Source organism: Georgenia yuyongxinii, assembly GCF_006352065.1.
GTDB classification, from domain to species: Bacteria; Actinomycetota; Actinomycetes; order Actinomycetales; family Actinomycetaceae; genus Georgenia; species Georgenia yuyongxinii.
Genome location: NZ_CP040915.1, coordinates 84,630 through 104,197, shown reverse-complemented (window position 1 = coordinate 104,197; position 19,568 = coordinate 84,630). Strand labels below are relative to the sequence as shown.

Below are 19,568 nucleotides of genomic sequence, written 5' to 3'. Positions count from 1 at the left end.
CGCACGGCTGAGCGCGTCCCGCCGTGGACGCAGCGGTGCCCCGGGGACCGGCGCAGGTGGTGCCTGTGCCGGTCCCCGGGCCCTCAGTGCCCTGCTGGCAGGCCGGTCACCCGACCGAGACCGCCGTCTGGCCGATCACGCGCGAGCCGTCGGTGAGCTCGACGCGGCCGAAATATGGCGTCGCCGCGTCGGTGCGCAGGGCGCCGGTGAGGGTGACCGGGGTGCCCGCGGTGACCGGCAGCGCGGCCGGGTCGAGGACGAGCGTGCCGGCGTCGCCGTCGGGCTGGAAGACCCGCACGTCGAAGCTCGCCATGGGTGCGGCGTCGGCGACCGACCAGGCCTGCACGTGAATGGTGTACTCGCCGGCCGGCCAGCCGCCGATGTAGATCACCTCGTTCGCGGCCGGCGTGGTGGCGGCGGCGATGACCTGGTTGCTGCCTCGCCGCGTGACGTACAGGTCGAGGTCGTCCCCGGTGGGGTTGGCCGACTTCAGTTCGATGCGCACCAGCTTGGTGCCGGTGACCGTGAAGTCCTGGGTGTGGTTGCGCGGGTCGCCCACCACGAACGCGCCGCCGCCGGCGTTCTGGGCGGTGGCCGCGGTGACGTCCCCGGGGACGAGGCCGGTCACCTTGGTGCCCAGTGTGCCCGTGAAGCCGGGGACCACGGGGATCTCCACACCCGTCGCGTCGACCGGGACGGTGACCTGCGCCGGGGCGGAAAGCGGCAGCGGCCGGACCGCCAGCGGGCTGCGGGCGACGTGCCCGCGGTCGCTGGTCCAGGTGAGGTGACCGGTGGCGTACGCACCGAGCGGCGCACCCGCCGCCGTGAATGTGATGGTCACGTCGGCCGAACGGCCCGGGGTGAGGCGAACCTGGGTGGGCGTCACCGTGACGTCCACGCCGTCCAGCCCGTCGACCGACGCGCGGAAGACCGCTGGACGGCCGGATACGTTGGTGATCGTCCGGGTGACGGTCTGCTCACCGACCAGGTCACCGATGGCGACGGAGGCCAGGTTCAGGTCGGAGGCGTCGATGGGGTTGGTCGAGACCGGGCTGCCGTCGGCGTAGGTGACGCCCTGGCCGGCCAGGAAGTCCCACCAGTCCGACTGGCCCGCGTCGTACACGAGGCCGGGGTCGAGGAACTTCCGCGGCTCGACGAACCCCGCACCGGAGGCGAACGGGTCGTTGCTCGCCGTGCTGGCGTGGTCGCGGGCGGTGGTCATCATCGCGGACTTCACCGCCGCCGGCGACCAGCGCCGGTGCTCCTGCTTGATGAGTGCGGCAAGGCCGGCGACGTGCGGGGCGGACATCGACGTGCCGGAGGCGTAGTCGAAGCTGCGGCCGCCCTTGACGGGGCTGTACGCCGCGAGCACTCCCACGCCGGGCGCGGAGATGTCGGGCTTGAGCAGGTCCCCGCCGGCGCCCAGCGAGGGGCCACGGGAGGAGAACGCCGCGACCTCGGGCACCTGCGTCGTCGAGCCCTCGTTGGTGCCGAGGATTCGCCCGGTCGGGGCGTCGTTGCCGGCCACGTAGGCGCGGACGGCGTCACGGGCGGTGTTCTGCAGGTGGATGGTCGGCAGCACGTGGGCGTCGGGGTCCAGCGAGCTCGGGGTCGGGTTGACCAGCACCATGGCGACGCCGCCGGCGTCCTTGACGGTCTGGCTCTTCTCGACCCGGGGGTTGACCCCGCGGTCGCAGACGACGACGGCGCCCGCGGCGGCGGCCGCGTCCAGGCTGCCGGGCAGGCACAGGGCCGCTGACTGGGTGTCCGCGCCGGCGGCGGGGATCGAGTCGGAGAGCACCATGGGCGCGGGAGTCTGGAGGGTGCCGCTGTTGGAGACGCCGATGTACCGAGCGCCGTCGCCGGTGACGAGGGTGCCTTCGATGACGGTGTGGGTCGATGCCGCCACCGTGGTCAGCCACGGGGACGGGTGGTTCGTGGTCGACGGCGCCGGGCCGGTGTTGCCGGAGGACGCCGCGACGAAGACGCCGCCGTCCGCGGCGTACATGAACGCCAGCTCGGTCGGGTCCAGGTAGTTGCTTGACGTGCCGGAGATCGAGAAGTTGATGACGTCGACGCCATCGGCCACCGCTCGGTCGATGGCGGCGACGATGTCGCTGTTGGCGCAGCCGCCACCGCCGGCGTTGTCGTCCCAGCAGACCTTGTAGGCGGCCACGTGCGCGGCCGGGGCCATGCCAGAGATGACGCCGCGCGAGGCGCCGTCGATCGTGGCTGTCACGCCGTGGTTCCCGGCGGCGGTGCTGGCGGTGTGCGTGCCGTGGCCGTCGACGTCCAGCGGGGACAGGCTCTCGTAGGTGGCCAGGCCCTCGGCGCCGAAGCCCTGGACGAAGTACCGGGCGCCGACGAGCTTGTTGCTGCACCGGAAGGTGGAGCGTGGGGCGGCGCCGGTGTCACACGTACCGCGCCAGCCCTTCGGCTTGGGCATGCCCTTGTCGGCGAAGGAGGGGTGCTCGGGACGGATGCCGGAGTCCAGGACGCCGACGATGACGCCGGAGCCGGCGCCCTTGCGCAGGTCCTTGGTGCCGCCCAGCTGGTCCCAGACACCCTTTCGCCCGGTGAGGCCGAGGACGTCGGGCGAGTCGGCGGTGTCCGGCTGGCGCAGGACGTCGGGCGTGACGGACAGGACGGTCGGGTCCTTCGCGAGCTGCTCCGCCTGCTCGGCGCTCAGCTCCGCCGCGAAGCCGCTGACGGCCTCCGTGTAGGTGTAGACCGGGCTCGCCGCCGCGGCGCGGGCGGCGCGGTTCTGCCGCGCCTTGAGGTGCCCGCGGTAGCTGTTCGCGGCCGCGGTGTCCGGTTCGAACTTCTCGCCTTCCGCGGGCTTCGTGGCCGTGATCCCGGCAACGCCACCCTCGTAGGCGATGACGGGCTCGTCGCGCATGACGACGACGTAGCGGCCCGCCTTGTAGGCAGGCGCCTCACCCTCGGCCAGGAACTCGGTGGTGATGGCCGGCTCGGCAGGCGCCACGGGGGAAGCTGCCGGGGAGCGCGGCGAGCTGGGGCCGTTCGGAGCGGCGGTGGCCGTGGCCGCCGCGGGCAGGGTGGCGATGGCGACGCCGACGGCGGCCGCGGCGGCGAGCCCGCGTCTGCGCAGCCTCGACCAGGGATGGATCGTCATGGACGCGTTCTCCTCGGGCCTTTTCGGTGGACAAGCCACGCGCGACAGTGCGCGTGAGCGAATTCCATCGGGCGAGCCCGCGGTCGTAGGCGACTTTGCCGGCACGCCCGGTAGGCGAAACCGGCCATGGCAGGAAGTAACACTGCTCCGCGGTGTTCGTATCCCCGCCGTGCGGTCGTGGCTGGTGCCGCAGGTGGCGCAGGTGGCGCAGGTGGCCCACTTTCGGTGTAGAGCGGTCGCCGCTGGTAGCGCGGGTTTCGCCGCCGGGCCCTGTCAGCATTCCCGACCTCGCTTAGGCCCCGCCGCACTGCGGTCAGCTTCTCCGCCGGGCAGCCACGCGCGCACCTGACGTCGTCGGTGACGACGTCGTCGGAGGTGGTCCGGCGCCGCCGCGCCAGACGAGGCGCGCCGCCGTGCCAGACGAGGCGCCGCCGTGCCAGACGAGGCGCCGCCGCGCCAGACGAGGCGCGCCGCCGTGCCAGACGAGGCGCCGCCGTGCCAGACGAGGCGCCGCCGCGCCAGACGAGACCCCGCCGCGCCAGAAGAGGCCCTCGCCGATCAGGCGCCTGCGTACTCCCGACGAGCGGGTCCACAGTTTCGTACCCGGCCGCTGGACCCAGCCGGCTCGAACCGACAATCTGACCGGAGGTTCGCTTGGCCGAAGCCGTGTCGGAAGACCTGGCAGGACCTCGAAGCGGAACCCTTTCGCTGTGGGAAAGGAGCGCCCCATGACCGCCGATGACGAGGACGAGCTCGACCTGCCCGACCTGCGTGTGCGCGGGCTCGCCGCCGTCGTCTCGGGCAACATCCGCCTCGAGGCAGCGCGCCGGGACCTCAGTCAGCAGGACCTTGCCGAGATGATCGGCCGGTCACGCGCGTCGGTGTCCGCCCGCTGGCACGACCAGGTGCCCTGGACGGTCACCGAGATCGGGATCCTCGCGGAGTACATGGGCATCCACCCAGGTGAGCTGGTCGAGGGCCGGCCCCCGCGGCCACGATGGGGGTGGTGACTCAGGCCGTCAGTAGCGGCAGGCCATGGGCGAGGCGGCCGAGCGCGCCCGCGGTGAGCGCGACCTGCGTGGGGATGGCGTCGGCGTAGATGAACTCGGTGCGGGCGTGCGGACCGGCGCCGACCGCACCGAGACCGCACACCACCGGCCGGCCCAGCCCTGCGACGAAGTTCGCGTCGCTGGCACCACCGACGAACGCCTCCTGGAGCTCGTACCCGAGCTCGTGGGCGACCTCGCGCAGCACGCCCACCAGCGGCGCCGACGCCTCGTTGGGGAACATGGGCGGGCGGTTCCAGTGGTGACCGATGGTGACCTTGACGCGCGGGTCGCTGACCGTGACGGCGTCGAAGGCGCGATCCACCCGTTCCTGCTCGGCGGGGTCCTGCACGCGGATGTCCACCACCGCCGTCGCGCGCCCGGCGGCGACGTTGGCTCCCGATCCGCCGTCGACCAGGCCGACGTTGATGGACGTGCCCTTGCTGAGGTCCGAGATGCGGGTGACCTGGGTGATCACCTCGGCGATCGCATGGATAGCGCTGGCGCCGGCCTCTGGGTCGAGCCCCGCGTGGGCCTCGATGCCGACGACGTCGACGCGGAAGAACCCCACGCCCTTGCGGCCGGTCTTCACGGCGCCGCCGGCGGACGGCTCGGCGACGAGGACGGCGTCGGCCAGGACGGCGAGCTCCTCGATGAGCGGGCGGGACACCGGGGAGCCGAGCTCCTCGTCGCCGTTGAGGAAGAGGGTCACGGTGGGGGTGGCTGCGCCGGACTGCTGGAGCAGCCGGAGCGCCCACAGGCTCTGCACCAGGCCGGCCTTCATGTCGAAGATGCCGGGGCCGGTGAGCACCTCGCGGCCGTCGGCGTCGCGGCTGGCGGTGACCGGCCAGGTAGCGAGGGTGCCGGTGGGCCACACCGTGTCGTAGTGGGCGAGTATCAGGACCCGGCCGGGCGCGGTGCCGGGCCAGGTGAGCGTGAGCATGTCGCCGTACTCGCCGCCGGGGTGCCGGTGCTCGCGAGCCGGCGGCCCGCAGAGCCGGCCGGCGAGGGTGGCGACGTGGAAGGACCCGGTGCGCAGCGCCGCGGGGTCGTAGCTGGAGGTCTCGGTCTCGACCAGTGCCGTGATGTCGCGGACGATCGCGGGCAGGTGCGCGGCGGCCTGCTCGCGGGCGGTTTGCGCGACACTGCGCGTGGCGGTCCCCATCGGCTGATTGTGCCTCGGCGCGGGACGGCAGGCGACGTCACACGCGGGCTGGGGTTGTCGGTGTGAGGGAGAGGAACGACGCCCGGCGCGGAAGGGGGGCGCGCCGGGCGTCGAGTCTGGGATTGCTCAGCGGCGAGGGGCGCGCCGCCCTCGCAGCTGGGACAGGACGAGCACGGCGACGGCGATGACGAACATCGCCGTGCCCACCACGTTGACCTGGGGCGGCACGCCGCGCTGGGCGCTGCCCCACACGAACATCGGGAAGGTCACCGTGGTCCCGGAGTTGAAGTTCGTGATGACGAAGTCGTCGAAGGACAGCGCGAAGCTGAGCATCGCCGCCGCGGCGATGCCCGGCGCCACCAGGGGGAGCGTGATCCGGCGGAACGTCTCCCACTCGTTCGCGTACAGGTCCATCGCCGCCTGCTCCAGGCGCGGGTCGAGCCCGGCCAAGCGCGCCTTTACGGTCACCACCACGAACGACAGGCAGAACATGATGTGGGCGATCGCGACCGTGACCGGGCCGAGCTGGGTGCCGGCCGCGACGAACAGGGTGAGCAGCGAGGAGCCCATCACCACCTCGGGCGTGGCCATCGGCAGGTAGATCAGCACGTTCGTGGCCGACTGGCCGCGGTAACGGTGCCGCACCATGGCGAACGCCATAAGCGTGCCGAGCAGCGTGGCGACGACCGTCACCACCAGGGAGATACGGAAGCTGGTGCCCAGCGCCGCGCACATGTCGCCCGCCGCGCACGGGTTGAGCCAGTTGTCCCAGGTGAACTCGTTGAAGTCGTAGCTCAGCCGGCTGGCGGGCTTGTTGAAGGACAGCATCGCCACGACGACGTTCGGCAGCAGCATGTACGCGAGCACCAGCGCGGCGACCACGGAGACGAGGTTGCGCCCGAGCCAGCGCCGCGCCCGGTACGAGGTCCGCGGTGCGGTCTGGGGGGTGGCCATCACACCAGCTCCTTCGTGCCCACGCGGCGGACATACAGCAGCACGAACAGCAGGATGATCGCCATCAGCACGAACGACAACGAGGCCGCCAGCGGGAAGTTCAAGGTCACCAGGAACGAGCTGTTGATGACGTTGCCGATCATGTACTGGTTCGGCGTGCCGAGGAGCTCGGCGTTGACGTAGTCACCCGCCGCCGGGATGAACGTCATCAGCGTCCCGGCCACCACCCCGGTCATCGACAGCGGCAGCGTGACCTTGCGGAACGCCGTCGCCGGGCTGGCGTACAGGTCGCCGGCGGCCTCCACGAGCTTGGGGTCGAGCTTCTCCAGGCTGGCGTAGATCGGCAACACCATGAACGGCAGGAAGTTGTAGGTGAGGCCGGTGACGACCGCGACGGAGGTGGCCAGCAGGCGCCCGTCCGGCGCGATGAGACCCACGGCCTGGAGGATCCCCACGACCGGGCCGTTGTCCGCGAGGATCGACTTCCACGCGAGGGTGCGGACGAGGAACGAGGTGAAGAACGGTGCGACCACCAGCAGCAGCATGAGGTTCTTCCACCGGCCGGCCCGGAAGGCCATCGCGTAGGCCAGCGGGTAGCCCAGCAGGAACGCCAAGGCTGTGGCGATGCCGGCGTAGAGGAACGAGCGCAGCAGGTGCGGGGCATACGCCGTGACCGCGTTGACGTAGTTCTCGAACGCGAACGCCATCTGGTAGCCGGTGGACAGCGACCCGGACGGGTCGTACAGACTCGTGGCGGCCAGCTGGACCAGCGGCACCACGAAGAACAGCAGCAGCCACAGGGCGCCCGGCAGCAGGAGCAGGTAGGCGGTCCGCCGTCGGCCCTTGCGAGCCGGCGCGGGGGCGCCGCCCTGCTGGGTCTCGAGGGTCAGTCCGGCGAGCGCGCTCACGTCAGCGCCCCGACCGTCGCCTCGGCCGGCGCACCTCCGCGCACGCCGTCGCCCGCGGCGTCCAGGACGAACCCGTGCCCGCCGTCGAAGTGCACGACGACGTCGGTGCCCGGCTCGACCGGCCCCTCGACGCCGACGTTCTGCTCGAACACCACCAGCTCCTGCCCCCACGGCACCTTCACGAGGTACTGGGTGCTCACGCCGACGTAGCTGGTGTCGGTCACGACGCCCTCGACGGCGTTCGCGCCGGCGGGGATGCCGGGCCCGACGGCGGAGGCGGCGGTCAGGCGCAGCTTCTCGGGCCGGACCCCGACCCAGACGTCGGTGCCGGCCGCAGAGCTGCGCGCGGCGGGGACCGCCCAGCGACGGCCCTCGACGGTGAGCGCGACGTCGTCGCCGGCGGGCGCCGCCGTCGCGCGCAGCAGGTTGCACTGGCCCAGGAAGTTGGCCACGAACGTCGTGGCCGGCCGGTCGTACAGCTCGGCCGGGGAGCCCATCTGCTCGATCCGGCCGTTGTTCATCACCGCGATGGTGTCGGCCATGGTCATGGCCTCCTCCTGGTCGTGGGTGACGTGGAGGAAGGTCAGGCCCACCTCGGTCTGGATGCGCTTGAGCTCGATCTGCATCTGACGGCGCAGCTTGAGGTCCAGCGCACCGAGCGGCTCGTCCAGGAGCAGCACCTTGGGCTGGTTGATCAGAGCCCGGGCCAGTGCCACGCGCTGCTGCTGGCCGCCGGAGAGCTCGGACGGGCGGCGGTCGCCGTACCCGGCCAGCTCGACGAGCCCCAGCATGTCCTCGACCTGCGCCCGGACGTTCTTGATCCCGCGCCGGCGCAGGCCGAACGCGATGTTCTCGAAGATGTCAAGGTGTGGGAAGAGGGCGTAGTTCTGGAAGGCCGTGTTGATCGGCCGCCGGTAGGGCTTGAGCCGGGTGACGTCCTGCCGGCCGAGCCAGATCTCCCCCGCCGTCGGCTCCTCGAGTCCGGCGACCATGCGCAGCGTGGTGGTCTTGCCGCACCCGGAGGGTCCCAGCAAGGCGAAGAACGAGCCCTCGGGGATGGTGACCGTGAGGTCGTCGACGGCGGTGTGCGCACCGAACGTCTTGGTCACGTCGCGGATCTGCAGGTCGCCCTCGAGGCGGCCGGCCCGCTCCTGCCTGCTCTGTCGCGCCATCATCACGCCCCGATGACCTGCTGGAACAGCTCGTTGTACTTGCGCTCTTCCTCTTCGGTCATGCCCTTGAAGAGGTTGGTCTGGGCGAGGAAGTCCTCGTCGGGGAAGATCAACGGGTTCTCCGCGAGCGCGGGGTCGATCTTCTCCATCTCCTCGCGGGCGCCGGCGACCGGGCTGATGTAGTTCACCCACGCCGCGACCTGGGCGGCGACCGCCGGGTCGTAGTAGTGGTTCATCAGCGCCTCGGCGTTCTTCTTGTGGGCGGCGCCGGTGGGCACGAGCATGTTGTCCGACCACAGCATCAGCCCCTCCTCGGGGGCGATGAACTTGATGTCCGGGTTCTCGAACTGCAGCTGGATGACGTCGCCGGACCAGGCCATCGCGGCGACGATGTTGCCCTGGACCAGGTCCTGGGCGTAGTCGTTGCCGGTGAAGGACCGGATCTGGCCGGCGTCGACCGCGCCCTGCAGCCGCTCGATCGCCGCCTCGAAGTCCGCGTCGGTGAAGTCGCCGGGCTTCTTGCCCATGTTGAGCAGGATGAGGCCCATGGCGTCCTGCATCTCGGACAGGAAGGTGACCCGGCCCTTGAGCTCGGGCTTGGTGAGCATCTCCTCCATGCTGCGGATCTCGCCGATCGCGGCGGCGTTGTAGGCGATGCCGGTCATGCCGGACTGCCAGGGCACGGAGTAGCTGCGGTCGGTGTCCCACGACGGCGAGCGCAGGTTGTCCAGCAGGTTCGCCTCGACGTTGGGCAGGTTGGCCTTGTCGAGCTCTTGCAGCCAGCCGAGGCCGACCAGGCGGGCGGCCATCCAGTCGGTGAGGATGACGACGTCGCGGCCGGTCGCCTGCCCGTTAGAGAGCTGGTTCTGGACCTTGCCGAAGAACTCGGCGTTGTCGTTGATCTCCTCGGTGTACGTCACCGTGATGCCGGTGGCGTCCTCGAAGGCCTCGAGGCTCGGGCGGCCCTCCTCCGCATCGTCGTAGTCGATGTAGAGGGGCCAGTTGGAGAAGTTCAGGAGCTTCTCGGTGTCGGAGAGGTCCTCCGCGGCCGCGCCGGGCTGAGCGCCCTGCCGGGCCGGGGTGCCGCAGGCCGCGAGCAGTGCAGCCGTGCCCAGCGCGAGGCCACCGGCGCCCGCCGTCCGCAGGAACATGCGCCGGGAGACGGACGACGGCACCGCGAGGGTGCGCCGCACGGGAACCAGGGATCGAGAGTTGGTGGCCATCAGCGTCCTTCGGAGGGGGTCGAGCACGGCGGTACGGGGACGTGGCCCGGGACGGCGCGGTGGAGGCGCGCCACGGCGGTACGGGGCGTCACTGCTCCTACCACCTCCCTCGGAACGACGACCTTGTCCCCCTTATCGGGTCAGTGCTGCTGATCTTGGCATGAGGTGCCCCCGGTCACGCAAGGATCCGTTGTAACTTTCTTGTTTCACAACGGAATCCGATCGCAACCGACCAAGGTCACTGTCACTATGTCCGGATGACGAAGCCACGGCCGCGCAACGGCCTCGACGACGTCTCCAAGACGATCGTGGCCCAGCTCCAGGAGGACGGGCGACGCTCCTACGCCACCATCGGCCGCGCCGTCGGGCTCTCCGAGGCAGCAGTCCGTCAGAGGGTGCAGCGGCTGCTCGACGCCGGCGTGATGCAGATCGTCGCCGTGACCGACCCGGTGCAGGTGGGCATGGGCCGCCAGGCCATGGTCGGCGTGCGGGTCGACGGGCCGATCCAGCCCGTGGCCGAGGCGCTCGCCGCGATGCCCGAGGTGGACTACGTGGTCATCACCGCCGGCTCGTTCGACATCCTCGCCGAGGTGGTCGCCGAGGACGACGACCAGCTGCTCGAGATCACCTCAACCCGCATCCGAGGCCTGGCGGGCGTGCGGACGACGGAGACGCTCGTGTACTTGAAGCTGCAGAAGCAGATCTACACCTGGGGCGCCCACTAGCCGCCCCTCCTTCGCCCGCGTCGTTCCCCCCGCGAGATGCATCTTCTCCGGGAGTCATCCGTGCATGCCGCCGAAGTTCGCCGCGGGCTGGTAGTACTTTCCTCAGGCTATCCCTGAACGAAGTACTACCAGCCTGCCCGCGAAGCGCCGTGCTCATCGCGCTCATCGCGCGAAGCGATGACTTGTCGCGGAGCAGATGACATCTCGCCGCCACCACCACCACCACCACCACCCCCCGGGGCGAGCGGGTCAGCGCACGCGGAACACCGTGTCGTGCCACGGGCGGCCGGGGCCGGGCTCGCGGCTGGCCAGGACGTGCTTGACGTTCGTGTACTCCTCCAGCGAGTACGGCGACATGTCCTTGCCAAACCCAGACGCCTTGTATCCGCCGTGCGGCATCTCCGAGGTGATGGTGATGTGGTCGTTGATCCACACGCACCCGGCCTGGATCTCCTCGCTCGCCCGCAGGGACCGGTTCAGGTCGTTCGTCCACGCGGAGGCGGCCAGCCCGTACGGGGTGTCGTTGGCCAGCGCGATCGCCTCGTCGTCGGTGTCGAAGGGCAGCGCCACGAGCACGGGGCCGAACACCTCCTGCTGGACGATCTCCGAGTCCTGGGCGGCATCGACCACGAGGGTGGGCCGGTAGAACGCCCCGGCCCCGAGCGTGCCGTTGGGCGCCTCCCCGCCGGTGAGCACCCGGGCGCCCGCGGCACGGGCCCGGTCGACGAAGCCGGCCACCTTGTCGCGGTGGGCGTGGGTGATGAGGCTGCCCAGGTCGGTGGCCTCGTCGGTGGGGGTGCCGACGACCACCTGCTCCATGAGCTCGGCGACCCGCTCGGTGAACGCGGTGAACAGGGAGTGGTGCACGTACGCGCGGGTGGCGGCCGTGCAGTCCTGGCCGCCGTTGATGATCGACCCGCCGACGGCGCCGCGGGCGGCCGCCTCGAGGTCGGCGTCGTCGAACACCACGAACGGGGCCTTGCCGCCGAGCTCGAGGTGGACCCGCTTGGCGGTCGCGCTGGCCATCTCCATGATCCGGCGCCCGACCGCGGTGGAGCCGGTGAAGGAGGTCATGGCGACGTCGGGGTGGCGAACCAGGTGCTCGCCGGCGACCTGCCCGGTGCCGGTGACGATGTTGACGACGCCGGCGGGCAGGCCGGCGGCGGTGGCGGCCTCGGCGAAGATCAGGCTGGTGCCGGGGGTGAGCTCGGAGGGCTTGAGCACGATGGTGTTGCCGGCGGCGATGGCAGGCAGGATCTTCCACCCGGCCATCTGCAGCGGATAGTTCCACGGCGAGATCGAGCCGACGACGCCGATCGGCTCGCGGCGGATCATCGACGTCGCCCGGCCGGCGTACTCCCCGGCGGCCAGGCCCTGCAGCTGGCGGGCGGCTCCGGCGAAGAACGCGGTGTTGTCGATGGTGCCGGGCACGTCGAACTCGGTCGACATGCGCAGGCTCTTGCCGGTCTGGGCGGTCTCGAGGGCGGCGAGCTCGCCGCTGCGCCGGTCGAGCTCGGTGGCCAGGCGCAGCATGGCGTCGGCCCGCTCGGCCGGGCTCAGCGCGGACCAGGCGGGGAACGCCCGCTTCGCGGCGTCGACGGCGGCGTCGACGTCCGTGGGGTCGGCGTACCGGATCGTCTCGGCGACCTCGCCGGTGGTCGGGTCGATGCGTCGACCGGTCTCGCCGTGACCGTCGCGGTATTCGCCGTCGATGTACTGGTGCATGGTGCCTCCGGGTTCGGGATGGGACGTGGCGCGGTGCGCCGTCGGGGATCGGGTGGGTGCCGCCGTCGGGCACCGTGCGGCGGTCAGGAGTCGAAGCCGAGCTTGAGGGCGTCCATGAGCTTGAGCCACGGCCCGCGGCGGCCCTGGCGGCGGTCGGCCCGGACGAGTGCGGCGGTGGTGAGCTTGATGCCCAGCCAGGCGATCGGTTCGGGCGGGAAGGGCAGGGGGCGACGGCGGACCATCCGCAGCGCGGTGCGTTCTGTGCGGGTGCCGGCCAGCAGGTCGAGCAGCACGTTGGCCGCGAACCGGGTGGCGCCCACGCCGAGGCCGGTGAAGCCCGCCGTGTAGGCCACCCGGCCGCGGTGCGCGGTGGCGAAGAAGGCGAAGAAGCGGGTGCAGGTGTCGATGGCGCCGCCCCACTTGTGGGTGATCTTGATGCCGTGCAGCTGCGGGAAGGTGGCGCAGAGGTGGGCGACCAGGCGGGAGAAGGTCTCCTCGTTCTGGTCGTGGCCGGGGCGCAGCGCGCGGCCGTAGTGGTAGACCGCGTCGTAGCCGCCGAAGAGGATCCGGTTGTCGGCGGTGAGCCGGTAGTAGTGGAAGCGGTTGTTGAGGTCGGCCAGGCCCTGGCGGTGGCGCCAGCCGATCGCGTCGAGCTGCTCCGGGGTCAGCGGCTCGGTGACGATCGCGTAGTCGTAGACCGGGACGGTGTGCCAGCGGGTGCGGCGCAACAGGGAGGGGAAGGCGTTGGTGGCCAGGGCCACCCGCCGCGCGGTCACCATGCCGCGGTCGGCGCGCAGCGCCACGTGGTCCCGGGCGCTGTCCACGGCGCGCACCGGGGTGTTCTCGTAGATCTCCACGCCGAGCTCACGGCACACGCGGGCGAGCCCCCACGCGAGCTTGGCGGGGTGCAGCATGACGGTGCCGGACTTGTCCCACAGCCCCGCCCGGTAGAGCGGTGAGGCGACCTCGGCGCGGACGGCGTCCTGGTCGAGGTAGTGGGGTCCGGCGGGGTCGTGCGCCGTGCCGGAGGACCGGGCGGCGTCCTCGGCGAGCCACTCGACCTGGTGCTCCTCGGTGGCCACGTTGAGGACGCCGGTCCACTCGAAGTCGCAGTCGATGCCGTACCGGGCGATCGTCTCGGCGAGCTCGGCGAGGTTCTCCTGCCCGAGCTCACGCAGCCGGTCCAGCTCGTCCGGCACGTGCGTAGCGCCGTTGGCGTCGCCGTGGGTCAGGCTGGCCTCACAGAAGCCGCCGTTGCGCCCCGACGCGGCCCACCCGATCCGCCGGGCCTCGAGCACGACCACGCGCCGGTCCGGCTCACGCTCCTTGGCCAGCAGCGCCGTCCACAGCCCCGCGAACCCACCCCCGACGACGGCGAGGTCGGTGGTCACGTCCCCGGTGAGGCCGGGGCCGGCGACCGGGCGGGCGGGGTCGTCGAGCCAGAACGGGCGTGGTGCGGCCCCGGCGAGAGCCGCCCGGATCTCGGCGGCGGGCACCGCTGCCTCGGCGCGGTCGTAGGCGGTGGTGGCGGTCATGCGGTGGCTCCGTCGCGTGCGCTGCCGACGGCGTGGGCCATGCGGACCGGCGCCGTCGCGGGTGTGTCCCGATTGTGGCGATCCTGGCATGCCCTGTGACGGCTAACAAGGGATTCCATCGTTGATGAGTTGCTGGACGACGAAATCAGTGGAGATGCGTGGGTTCTCGGAAACGATGGCGTGTCGGGCCGGGCGCGCCCTGCCCGGCGTGCGGGCGCGGCAGTGGCGAGGCACCGCCGTCGGCGCACCGATGACATCTCGCCGAGAAGATGACATCTTCCGGGCAGAGCTCTTAGGGGTGGCGTGCCCGCACCGCGCGGGCGGCCGCCACAAGGTTCGTCAGCGCCGGCACGACCTCCTCGTAGCGCCGGGTCTTCAACCCGCAGTCGGGGTTGACCCACAGCTGACGGGCCGGGATCGCGGCGACCGCCGCCGCGAGCTGGTCCGTGATGGCCTCCACCGAGGGCACGCGCAGGGAGTGGATGTCGTACACGCCGGGGCCGATCGCGCGCTCGAACCCACGCTCGTGGATCGCGGGCAAGATCTCCATCCCAGAGCGGGCGGCCTCGATGCTCGTCACGTCCGCGTCCAGGTGGTCGATGGCATCCAGGACAACCGCGAACTCCGAGTAGCACAGGTGGGTGTGGATCTGGGTGTCCGGCGCCGCCACCGCGGTGGCGAGCTTGAACGCGGGCACCGACCAGGCGAGGTAGGCCTCCTTGTCCGCCCGGCGCAGCGGGACCAGCTCACGCAGGGCGGGCTCGTCGACCTGGATGATGCCGATGCCGGCCGCCTGCAGGTCGGCCACCTCCTGCCGCAGGGCCAGCGCCAGCTGGGTGGCCGTTTCGGCCAGCGGCTGGTCGTCACGGACGAACGACCACGCCAGCGTCGTCACGGGGCCGGTGATCATGCCCTTGACCGGCTTGTCGGTGAGGGAGGCCGCGTGGCCGACCCACCGCACGGTCATCGGCGCCGGGCGGGCGACGTCGCCCCACAGGATCGGCGGGCGGGTGCAGCGCGAGCCGTAGGACTGCACCCAGCCGTGCTCGGTGGTCGCGAAGCCGTCGAGGAGCTCGGCGAAGTACTGCACCATGTCGTTGCGCTCGGGCTCGCCGTGCACGAGCACGTCCAGGCCCAGCCGCTCCTGCAGGCGGACCACCTGCTCGATCTCCTCGCGCATGACCGCCTCGTACCCGGCATGGTCGAGCTCGCCGCGACGCAGCGCGGTGCGCGCCCGGCGGATCGCCTTGGTCTGCGGGAAGGATCCGATCGTCGTCGTCGGGAGCAGGGGCAGGTCGAACCTGACGGCCTGGGCGGCCTGGCGCTCGAGGTAGGGCGCGCGGGTGAGATCGGCCTCCGTCAGCGCGGCGACGGCGACGCGGACGGCGGCCACCCGCACGCCTGGGTAGCCGCGGCGGTCGGCGCGCGCGGCGGCGTCCTCGGCGAGCTCGGCCCCCACCGACTCCGGCCCGTCGGCCAGCGCCTGGGCAAGGGTGAGGACCTCGCCGACCTTCTGGTCGGCGAACGCCAGCCACCGGCGCAGCCGCTTCCCCAGGCGCTTCTCGCGGGCGACGTCGTGGGGGACGTGCAGCAGCGAGGTGGAGGTGGCCACGGCGACCCGGGCGCCGGGGCCGAGCCCGTCCTGGACCTGCCGCAGGGTGCGCACCGCGGTCTCGAGGTCCGTGCGCCACACGTTGCGGCCATCGACCACCCCCGCCACGACCACCTTCCCGGCCAGCGCTGCCAGCTCGGGGGCGGGCGGCAGCGCACCGGAGACCAGGTCCAGCCCCACCGCCTCCACCGCGGACGCGGCCAGCACGGGCAGGGCGTCCCCGAGCGCGCCGTACCCGGCCGCGAGGAAGATGGCGGGCCGCTCGTGCCGGGTCAGGTCGCCCGCGAGCGCGGTGTAGGCACGGGTGGTGGCGGCCAGGACCCGGTCCCGGGGCACGTCCCAGGTGTCACACACCAGGCCTGGCTCGTCGAGCTGGACCCACGGCGCGCTCGCCAAACCCAGCGCATGGAGGAGGTCGGCGTAGGCGGCGACGGCGTCGTCGAGCCGGTCCAGCGGGTGGAAGCCGGCGGGGGCGTCGGCGGCGGGCTTGCTCAGCAGGAGGAACGTCACGGGGCCGACGAGCACCGGGCGGGTGGTGGAGCCGTCCCCGGCCGCCTCGAGGAACTCGCGCACCACGCGGTCGTCCGCGAAGCGCAGCGGCGTCCCGGGTCCGATCTCGGGCACCAGGTAGTGGTAGTTGGTGTCCAGCCACTTCGTCATCTCCAGCGGCGGGCGCTCCCCGTCCCCGCGTGCCAGGGCGAAGTAGCCCGCCGCGCCCACCCGGCCGTCGTCGCCGACCACGTCGGCGAACCGCGGCGGGACCGCGCCGAGGGTGACCGCGGCGTCGAGCACGTGGTCGTAGGCAGAGAAGTCCGACGGGATCGCGGCGTCGTCGTCCGGCAGGCCGAGGGCGGCCAGCCGTGCCCGGGTGGCGCGGCGCAGCGACTCCAGGGCCGCCTCGAGGTCGTCGAGCTCGCCGCCGGCCCAGTACCGTTCCAGGGCCTTCTTCAGCTCCCGGTTCGGCCCGATGCGCGGGTAGCCCAGGATGGTCGCGTCCGGGAACCACGGCACGGTGCGGTCCGGTCCCGGCGTGGAACCGGGCCCGGAACCGGGACCGGAACCGGTGCTAGGCCCGGGACCGGCGGCAGGTGGCGGGGACGCGGCCATCTGGCCTCCTACCCGGCGGCGCTCTGGCGCTGGACGGCCGGCGGGGTGAGCAGTGCGGGGTTGCGCAGACCGCCGGCGCGCAGGTGCTCGAGCACGTCCAGGGCGGGACGGTCCTGGTTGAACGTGTACAGGTGCAGGCCCGGGGCGCCGGCCTCCAGGACCCCGTCGATGAGGGCGATGGTCGCGTCGATGCCCCGGCGCTGGCGCTCGGCGTCGTCGTCGCACCCCAGCAGCGCGTCCAGGTCGGCCGGCACCGGCACGCCGCTGAGCGCCTCCAGACGGTGCAGGCGCCGGGGGTCGGTGAGCGGCAGGATGCCGGGCAGGATGGGAATGTGGACCCCGGCGTCGCGGGCGTCGGCCACCAGCGACGCGTAGGCCTCGGCGTTGTAGAACACCTGCGTGATGGCGAAGTCCGCGCCGGCGTCCTGCTTCTCGCGCAGCGCGACCAGCTCCTCCTCACGGGTGTGGGAGGTGCCCGACGGGTACGCGGCCACGGCGACCGAGACCACGTCGGCCGGCACCACCCCGAGGTCCTGCGCGACCACGCTCGGCGGCTCACCCGCCGCGCCGGCCCTGGCCGCCGGGCCGGACCTGGCCACCGCGCCGGCCCTGGCCGCCGGCCCGTACCCCAGCTCATCGGCCTCGACCTCCCGGATCAGGGCGACGAGGTCGCTGGAGCGGGCGAGCCCGCCCGACGGCGGCGCCCAGGTGGTCTGCCCGTCCGGCGGGTCGCCGCGCAGGGCGAGGAAGTCCCGGACCCCGGCTCGCAGGAGGCCACGCACCCGGGCGGCCAGCTGCTCACGGTCCGCCCCCACGCAGGTCAGGTGGGCGATCGGCGGCACGCTGGTCTCGGCCAGCAGCCGGCGAACCAGCTCCCCCGACGCCTCCCGCGACGATCCGGAGGCCCCGTAGGTGACCGAGAAGAAGTCCGGTCCCGCCTCCGCCATGCGCAGCACCCGCTGCCAGACCGCCTCGTAGAGCTCGGGCTTTCGTGGCGGGAACAGCTCGAAGGAGACCGTTGGGTGCGTCGCGGTGGTCACACACAGCAGGCTAGAGGTGGACATGCGATCTGACGCTCCAACGGTCGGGGCCGGCACCGCGGTGCGGGGACGCGGTGGAGCATGGCACGCGGGTCTGTCGCGGGCTGCCGCCCGGTTCAGGTTTCCCAGCGGGCGAGACGCGCGCCGTCGGCGGTCTCACCCGATCTCGACGACCACCTTTCCGGTGGCGTGCCCGGTCTCGACGGCGGCCACCGCCTCGGCGACACGTTCCAAGGGGAACACCCCGCTCACCCGGGGACGCACGTGACCGGCGACCACGTGCCCGAGCAGCGCCCCGAGAGACTCCCGCGTCGGGTGGCGCACCACACCCGCACCACCCAGCTCACGGGCGCCGGCCGGGTCCGCGGTGCTGACGACGGCGGCCGGCTCCCGCGCGAGCCGGGCGGCCTCGCGCAGCGCCTCGCCACCGACGAGGTCCACCACGGCGTCGACGCCGTCGGGCGCCGCCGCGACCAGCCGGTCGGCCACACCTGGGCCCGACGCCACGAAGACGGCACCCAGCTCCTCGAGCAGCGCCCGTTTAGCCTCGCTGCCGGTGCCGATCACCCGCAGGCCGAGCACGGCGACGGCGAGCTGCACCGCGATGACCCCCACACCACCACCGGCGCCGGTGACGAGCAGGGTGGCGCCGGGGCCCAGCGGCACCTGATGGACGACGTCGTAGGCGGTGGCCCCGGCGACGGGCAGGGCCGCCGCATCGACGAACGAGACGGCGGCCGGCTTGGGCACCAGGTCCTCCGCGCGGGCGATGGTGTGCTCGGCGAGCGCGCCCCAGCCGCGCGCGGGCACCCCGAGCACCGCGTCGCCGACCTCCAGGCCCGCCACGTCGGCGCCCACGGACTCCACCACCCCGGCGAGCTCGAGACCCATCGGGGCCGGCAATGCGATCTTCGTGCCGAACCGGCCCGACCGCCGCTTCCAGTCCGCCGGGTTGACGCCTGCGGCGCGAACGGCGACACGGACCTCCCCCGCACCGGGCTCGGGCACGTCCCGTTCGACCAGCTCCTGGGTCTCGGGACCGCCGTACTCACGAAACACGAGGACGCGGGACACGGCTCATCTCCTCCAGGGCAGGGGCTGTACCGGTCATGACGGCCGTCGGGCGGTCACCGCATGCAGCGGGTCGCCCCTGGTCAGTCGCCGCACGCGGAGGTTGTCGAGTCCGGCGGCGCGCAGGTCGCGGGTCACGTCGTCCGGTGTCGGCAGCGACATCTCGCCCGACTGTGCGCGCAGGAGCAGGTCGAAGTGGCGGCTGAACGCGGACCGGTCGGCCATGGTGGAGACCACCAGGAGGGTGCCGCCGGGTGCGACCAGGGCGCCGATGTCGCGCAGGAGCTCGCGCCGCTCCCCGACCGGCACGTAGTAGATGACGTTGGCCAGCAGCGCCAGGTCCGCCGGGCCGCCGATCTGCTGGGGATCGAGGCCGCGGATGTCGCCCTTCAAGATGTGCGCCCGGCCCTCCAAGCCCTCGGCACGGAGGGTCCGCTCGGCGAGGGCCGCGGCGGCCGGGTCGACCTCGATGCCCGTCCCGCTGCTCGACGGCGCCGCGCGGAGCATGTGGACGAGGTTCGCGCCGTCACCGCAACCGACGTCGAGCACGCGACGGGGGCGGGTGGCCGCGACCGCCTCGTCGAGGGTGTCGTGGACGAGCGGCTCCAGCGCGCGGGAGAGCCTGGCGATGACGTCCCCGTGCCGGACGACGTCGTCCCGGGCCGGCCCGCCCCGGAGCTGGAGTGCAAGGTCACGGTAGAGGCCGGTGTGGTAGCCGGCGAAGCCCTCGTAGGCCGCCCGCACGACGTCGTCGCCGAGGACCGCACGGCCACGGCGGGCGAGGCGGTGTCGTCCACCGGCGGTTCGCACGAGGCGGGCGGCCTCGAGCGTGCGCAGGTACGCCTCGAGCAGCGCGTGGTCGGTGACGGCCAGGTCCGCGGCGAGCTCCGCCGTCGTCCGCCCAGCTCGGAGGGCCTCCAGGACGCCCGTGCCCAGGGCCGAGCTGAGGGTGGCGGCCCGGACCGCGGCCTGCCCGTCGCGGACGGCGCGCAGCCGTTCGCCCACGTGCCCCGCGCCGACCAGCCGTGCCACCGTGCGCACCTTCAGGGCCATCGTCGCGCCTCCCGTCGATGCCGGGCTCCATCGTGGCGGGCAAGGCGGGGCGCGTCCACCGGTCGGGTGCGTCCACGGGGACCGAAGGACCTGGCG

14 protein-coding genes are annotated in these 19,568 nt (G+C 72.6%); 2 read left to right on the top strand and 12 right to left on the bottom strand.

Annotation, left to right across the window (positions count from 1 at the left end):
- Positions 1-106: 106 nt before the first annotated feature.
- Positions 107-3,136, bottom strand: coding sequence for a S8 family peptidase (locus FE374_RS00455; protein ID WP_139926749.1), 3,030 nt, complete (start codon positions 3,134-3,136; stop codon positions 107-109).
- A gap of 728 nt (positions 3,137-3,864) precedes the next feature.
- Here FE374_RS00455 and FE374_RS00450 point away from each other — a divergent pair.
- The gene (locus FE374_RS00450) at positions 3,865-4,146 is read left to right on the top strand and encodes a helix-turn-helix domain-containing protein (protein WP_139926748.1); all 282 of its coding nucleotides are present in this window, start codon (positions 3,865-3,867) and stop codon (positions 4,144-4,146) included.
- A 1-nt stretch (position 4,147) separates the two neighbouring features.
- Here FE374_RS00450 and FE374_RS00445 read toward each other — a convergent pair whose 3' ends face one another.
- The 5 genes from FE374_RS00445 to FE374_RS00425 form a co-directional block, all read right to left on the bottom strand.
- A complete protein-coding gene (locus FE374_RS00445) occupies positions 4,148-5,347 on the bottom strand; it encodes a M20 family metallopeptidase (protein WP_139926747.1) in 1,200 nt (399 codons plus the stop codon).
- A 126-nt stretch (positions 5,348-5,473) separates the two neighbouring features.
- Positions 5,474-6,301, bottom strand: coding sequence for an ABC transporter permease (locus tag FE374_RS00440; RefSeq protein WP_139926746.1), 828 nt, complete (start codon positions 6,299-6,301; stop codon positions 5,474-5,476).
- Positions 6,301-7,209, bottom strand: coding sequence for an ABC transporter permease (locus FE374_RS00435; protein ID WP_139926745.1), 909 nt, complete (start codon positions 7,207-7,209; stop codon positions 6,301-6,303). The genes FE374_RS00440 and FE374_RS00435 overlap by 1 nt, the downstream gene beginning before the upstream one ends.
- The gene (locus tag FE374_RS00430) at positions 7,206-8,381 is read right to left on the bottom strand and encodes an ABC transporter ATP-binding protein (RefSeq protein ID WP_139931158.1); all 1,176 of its coding nucleotides are present in this window, start codon (positions 8,379-8,381) and stop codon (positions 7,206-7,208) included. The genes FE374_RS00435 and FE374_RS00430 overlap by 4 nt, the downstream gene beginning before the upstream one ends.
- Before the next feature lie 2 nt (positions 8,382-8,383).
- Entirely contained in the window at positions 8,384-9,604 is a 1,221-nt protein-coding gene (locus tag FE374_RS00425) for a polyamine ABC transporter substrate-binding protein (RefSeq protein ID WP_223173598.1), read from the bottom strand.
- A 257-nt stretch (positions 9,605-9,861) separates the two neighbouring features.
- Between FE374_RS00425 and FE374_RS00420 the strand changes: the two genes are divergently transcribed.
- Positions 9,862-10,329, top strand: a complete 468-nt coding sequence (locus FE374_RS00420; protein WP_139926744.1) for an Lrp/AsnC family transcriptional regulator — start codon at positions 9,862-9,864, stop codon at positions 10,327-10,329.
- A 249-nt stretch (positions 10,330-10,578) separates the two neighbouring features.
- Here the strand turns inward: FE374_RS00420 and FE374_RS00415 are convergent, their stop codons facing one another.
- From FE374_RS00415 to FE374_RS00390, 6 genes are all read right to left on the bottom strand, one after another.
- Positions 10,579-12,054, bottom strand: coding sequence for a gamma-aminobutyraldehyde dehydrogenase (locus FE374_RS00415; RefSeq protein ID WP_139926743.1), 1,476 nt, complete (start codon positions 12,052-12,054; stop codon positions 10,579-10,581).
- A gap of 83 nt (positions 12,055-12,137) precedes the next feature.
- A complete protein-coding gene (locus FE374_RS00410; RefSeq protein ID WP_139926742.1) occupies positions 12,138-13,589 on the bottom strand; it encodes an NAD(P)/FAD-dependent oxidoreductase in 1,452 nt (483 codons plus the stop codon).
- A gap of 292 nt (positions 13,590-13,881) precedes the next feature.
- Positions 13,882-16,308 (bottom strand): 5-methyltetrahydropteroyltriglutamate--homocysteine S-methyltransferase, encoded by a 2,427-nt coding sequence (gene metE / locus FE374_RS00405; protein WP_139926741.1) that lies wholly within the window; start codon positions 16,306-16,308, stop codon positions 13,882-13,884.
- Between the two features lie 8 nt (positions 16,309-16,316).
- A complete protein-coding gene (locus tag FE374_RS00400) occupies positions 16,317-17,348 on the bottom strand; it encodes a methylenetetrahydrofolate reductase (RefSeq protein ID WP_168205520.1) in 1,032 nt (343 codons plus the stop codon).
- Between the two features lie 156 nt (positions 17,349-17,504).
- The gene (locus tag FE374_RS00395; protein WP_139926739.1) at positions 17,505-18,422 is read right to left on the bottom strand and encodes an NADP-dependent oxidoreductase; all 918 of its coding nucleotides are present in this window, start codon (positions 18,420-18,422) and stop codon (positions 17,505-17,507) included.
- 33 nt (positions 18,423-18,455) lie between these two features.
- Positions 18,456-19,451 (bottom strand): SAM-dependent methyltransferase, encoded by a 996-nt coding sequence (locus FE374_RS00390; protein WP_223173597.1) that lies wholly within the window; start codon positions 19,449-19,451, stop codon positions 18,456-18,458.
- Positions 19,452-19,568 lie beyond the last annotated feature (117 nt).

What these genes read in the sequence shown, in the direction of transcription:
- FE374_RS00455 (WP_139926749.1), bottom strand. Translation starts at nt 3,136, where the DNA reads ATGACGATCCATCCCTGGTCGAGGCTGCGCAGACGCGGGCTCGCCGCC.
- FE374_RS00450 (WP_139926748.1), top strand. Translation starts at nt 3,865, where the DNA reads ATGACCGCCGATGACGAGGACGAGCTCGACCTGCCCGACCTGCGTGTG.
- FE374_RS00445 (WP_139926747.1), bottom strand. Translation starts at nt 5,347, where the DNA reads ATGGGGACCGCCACGCGCAGTGTCGCGCAAACCGCCCGCGAGCAGGCC.
- FE374_RS00440 (WP_139926746.1), bottom strand. Translation starts at nt 6,301, where the DNA reads ATGGCCACCCCCCAGACCGCACCGCGGACCTCGTACCGGGCGCGGCGC.
- FE374_RS00430 (WP_139931158.1), bottom strand. Translation starts at nt 8,381, where the DNA reads ATGGCGCGACAGAGCAGGCAGGAGCGGGCCGGCCGCCTCGAGGGCGAC.
- FE374_RS00425 (WP_223173598.1), bottom strand. Translation starts at nt 9,604, where the DNA reads ATGGCCACCAACTCTCGATCCCTGGTTCCCGTGCGGCGCACCCTCGCG.
- FE374_RS00420 (WP_139926744.1), top strand. Translation starts at nt 9,862, where the DNA reads ATGACGAAGCCACGGCCGCGCAACGGCCTCGACGACGTCTCCAAGACG.
- FE374_RS00415 (WP_139926743.1), bottom strand. Translation starts at nt 12,054, where the DNA reads ATGCACCAGTACATCGACGGCGAATACCGCGACGGTCACGGCGAGACC.
- FE374_RS00410 (WP_139926742.1), bottom strand. Translation starts at nt 13,589, where the DNA reads ATGACCGCCACCACCGCCTACGACCGCGCCGAGGCAGCGGTGCCCGCC.
- metE (WP_139926741.1), bottom strand. Translation starts at nt 16,308, where the DNA reads ATGGCCGCGTCCCCGCCACCTGCCGCCGGTCCCGGGCCTAGCACCGGT.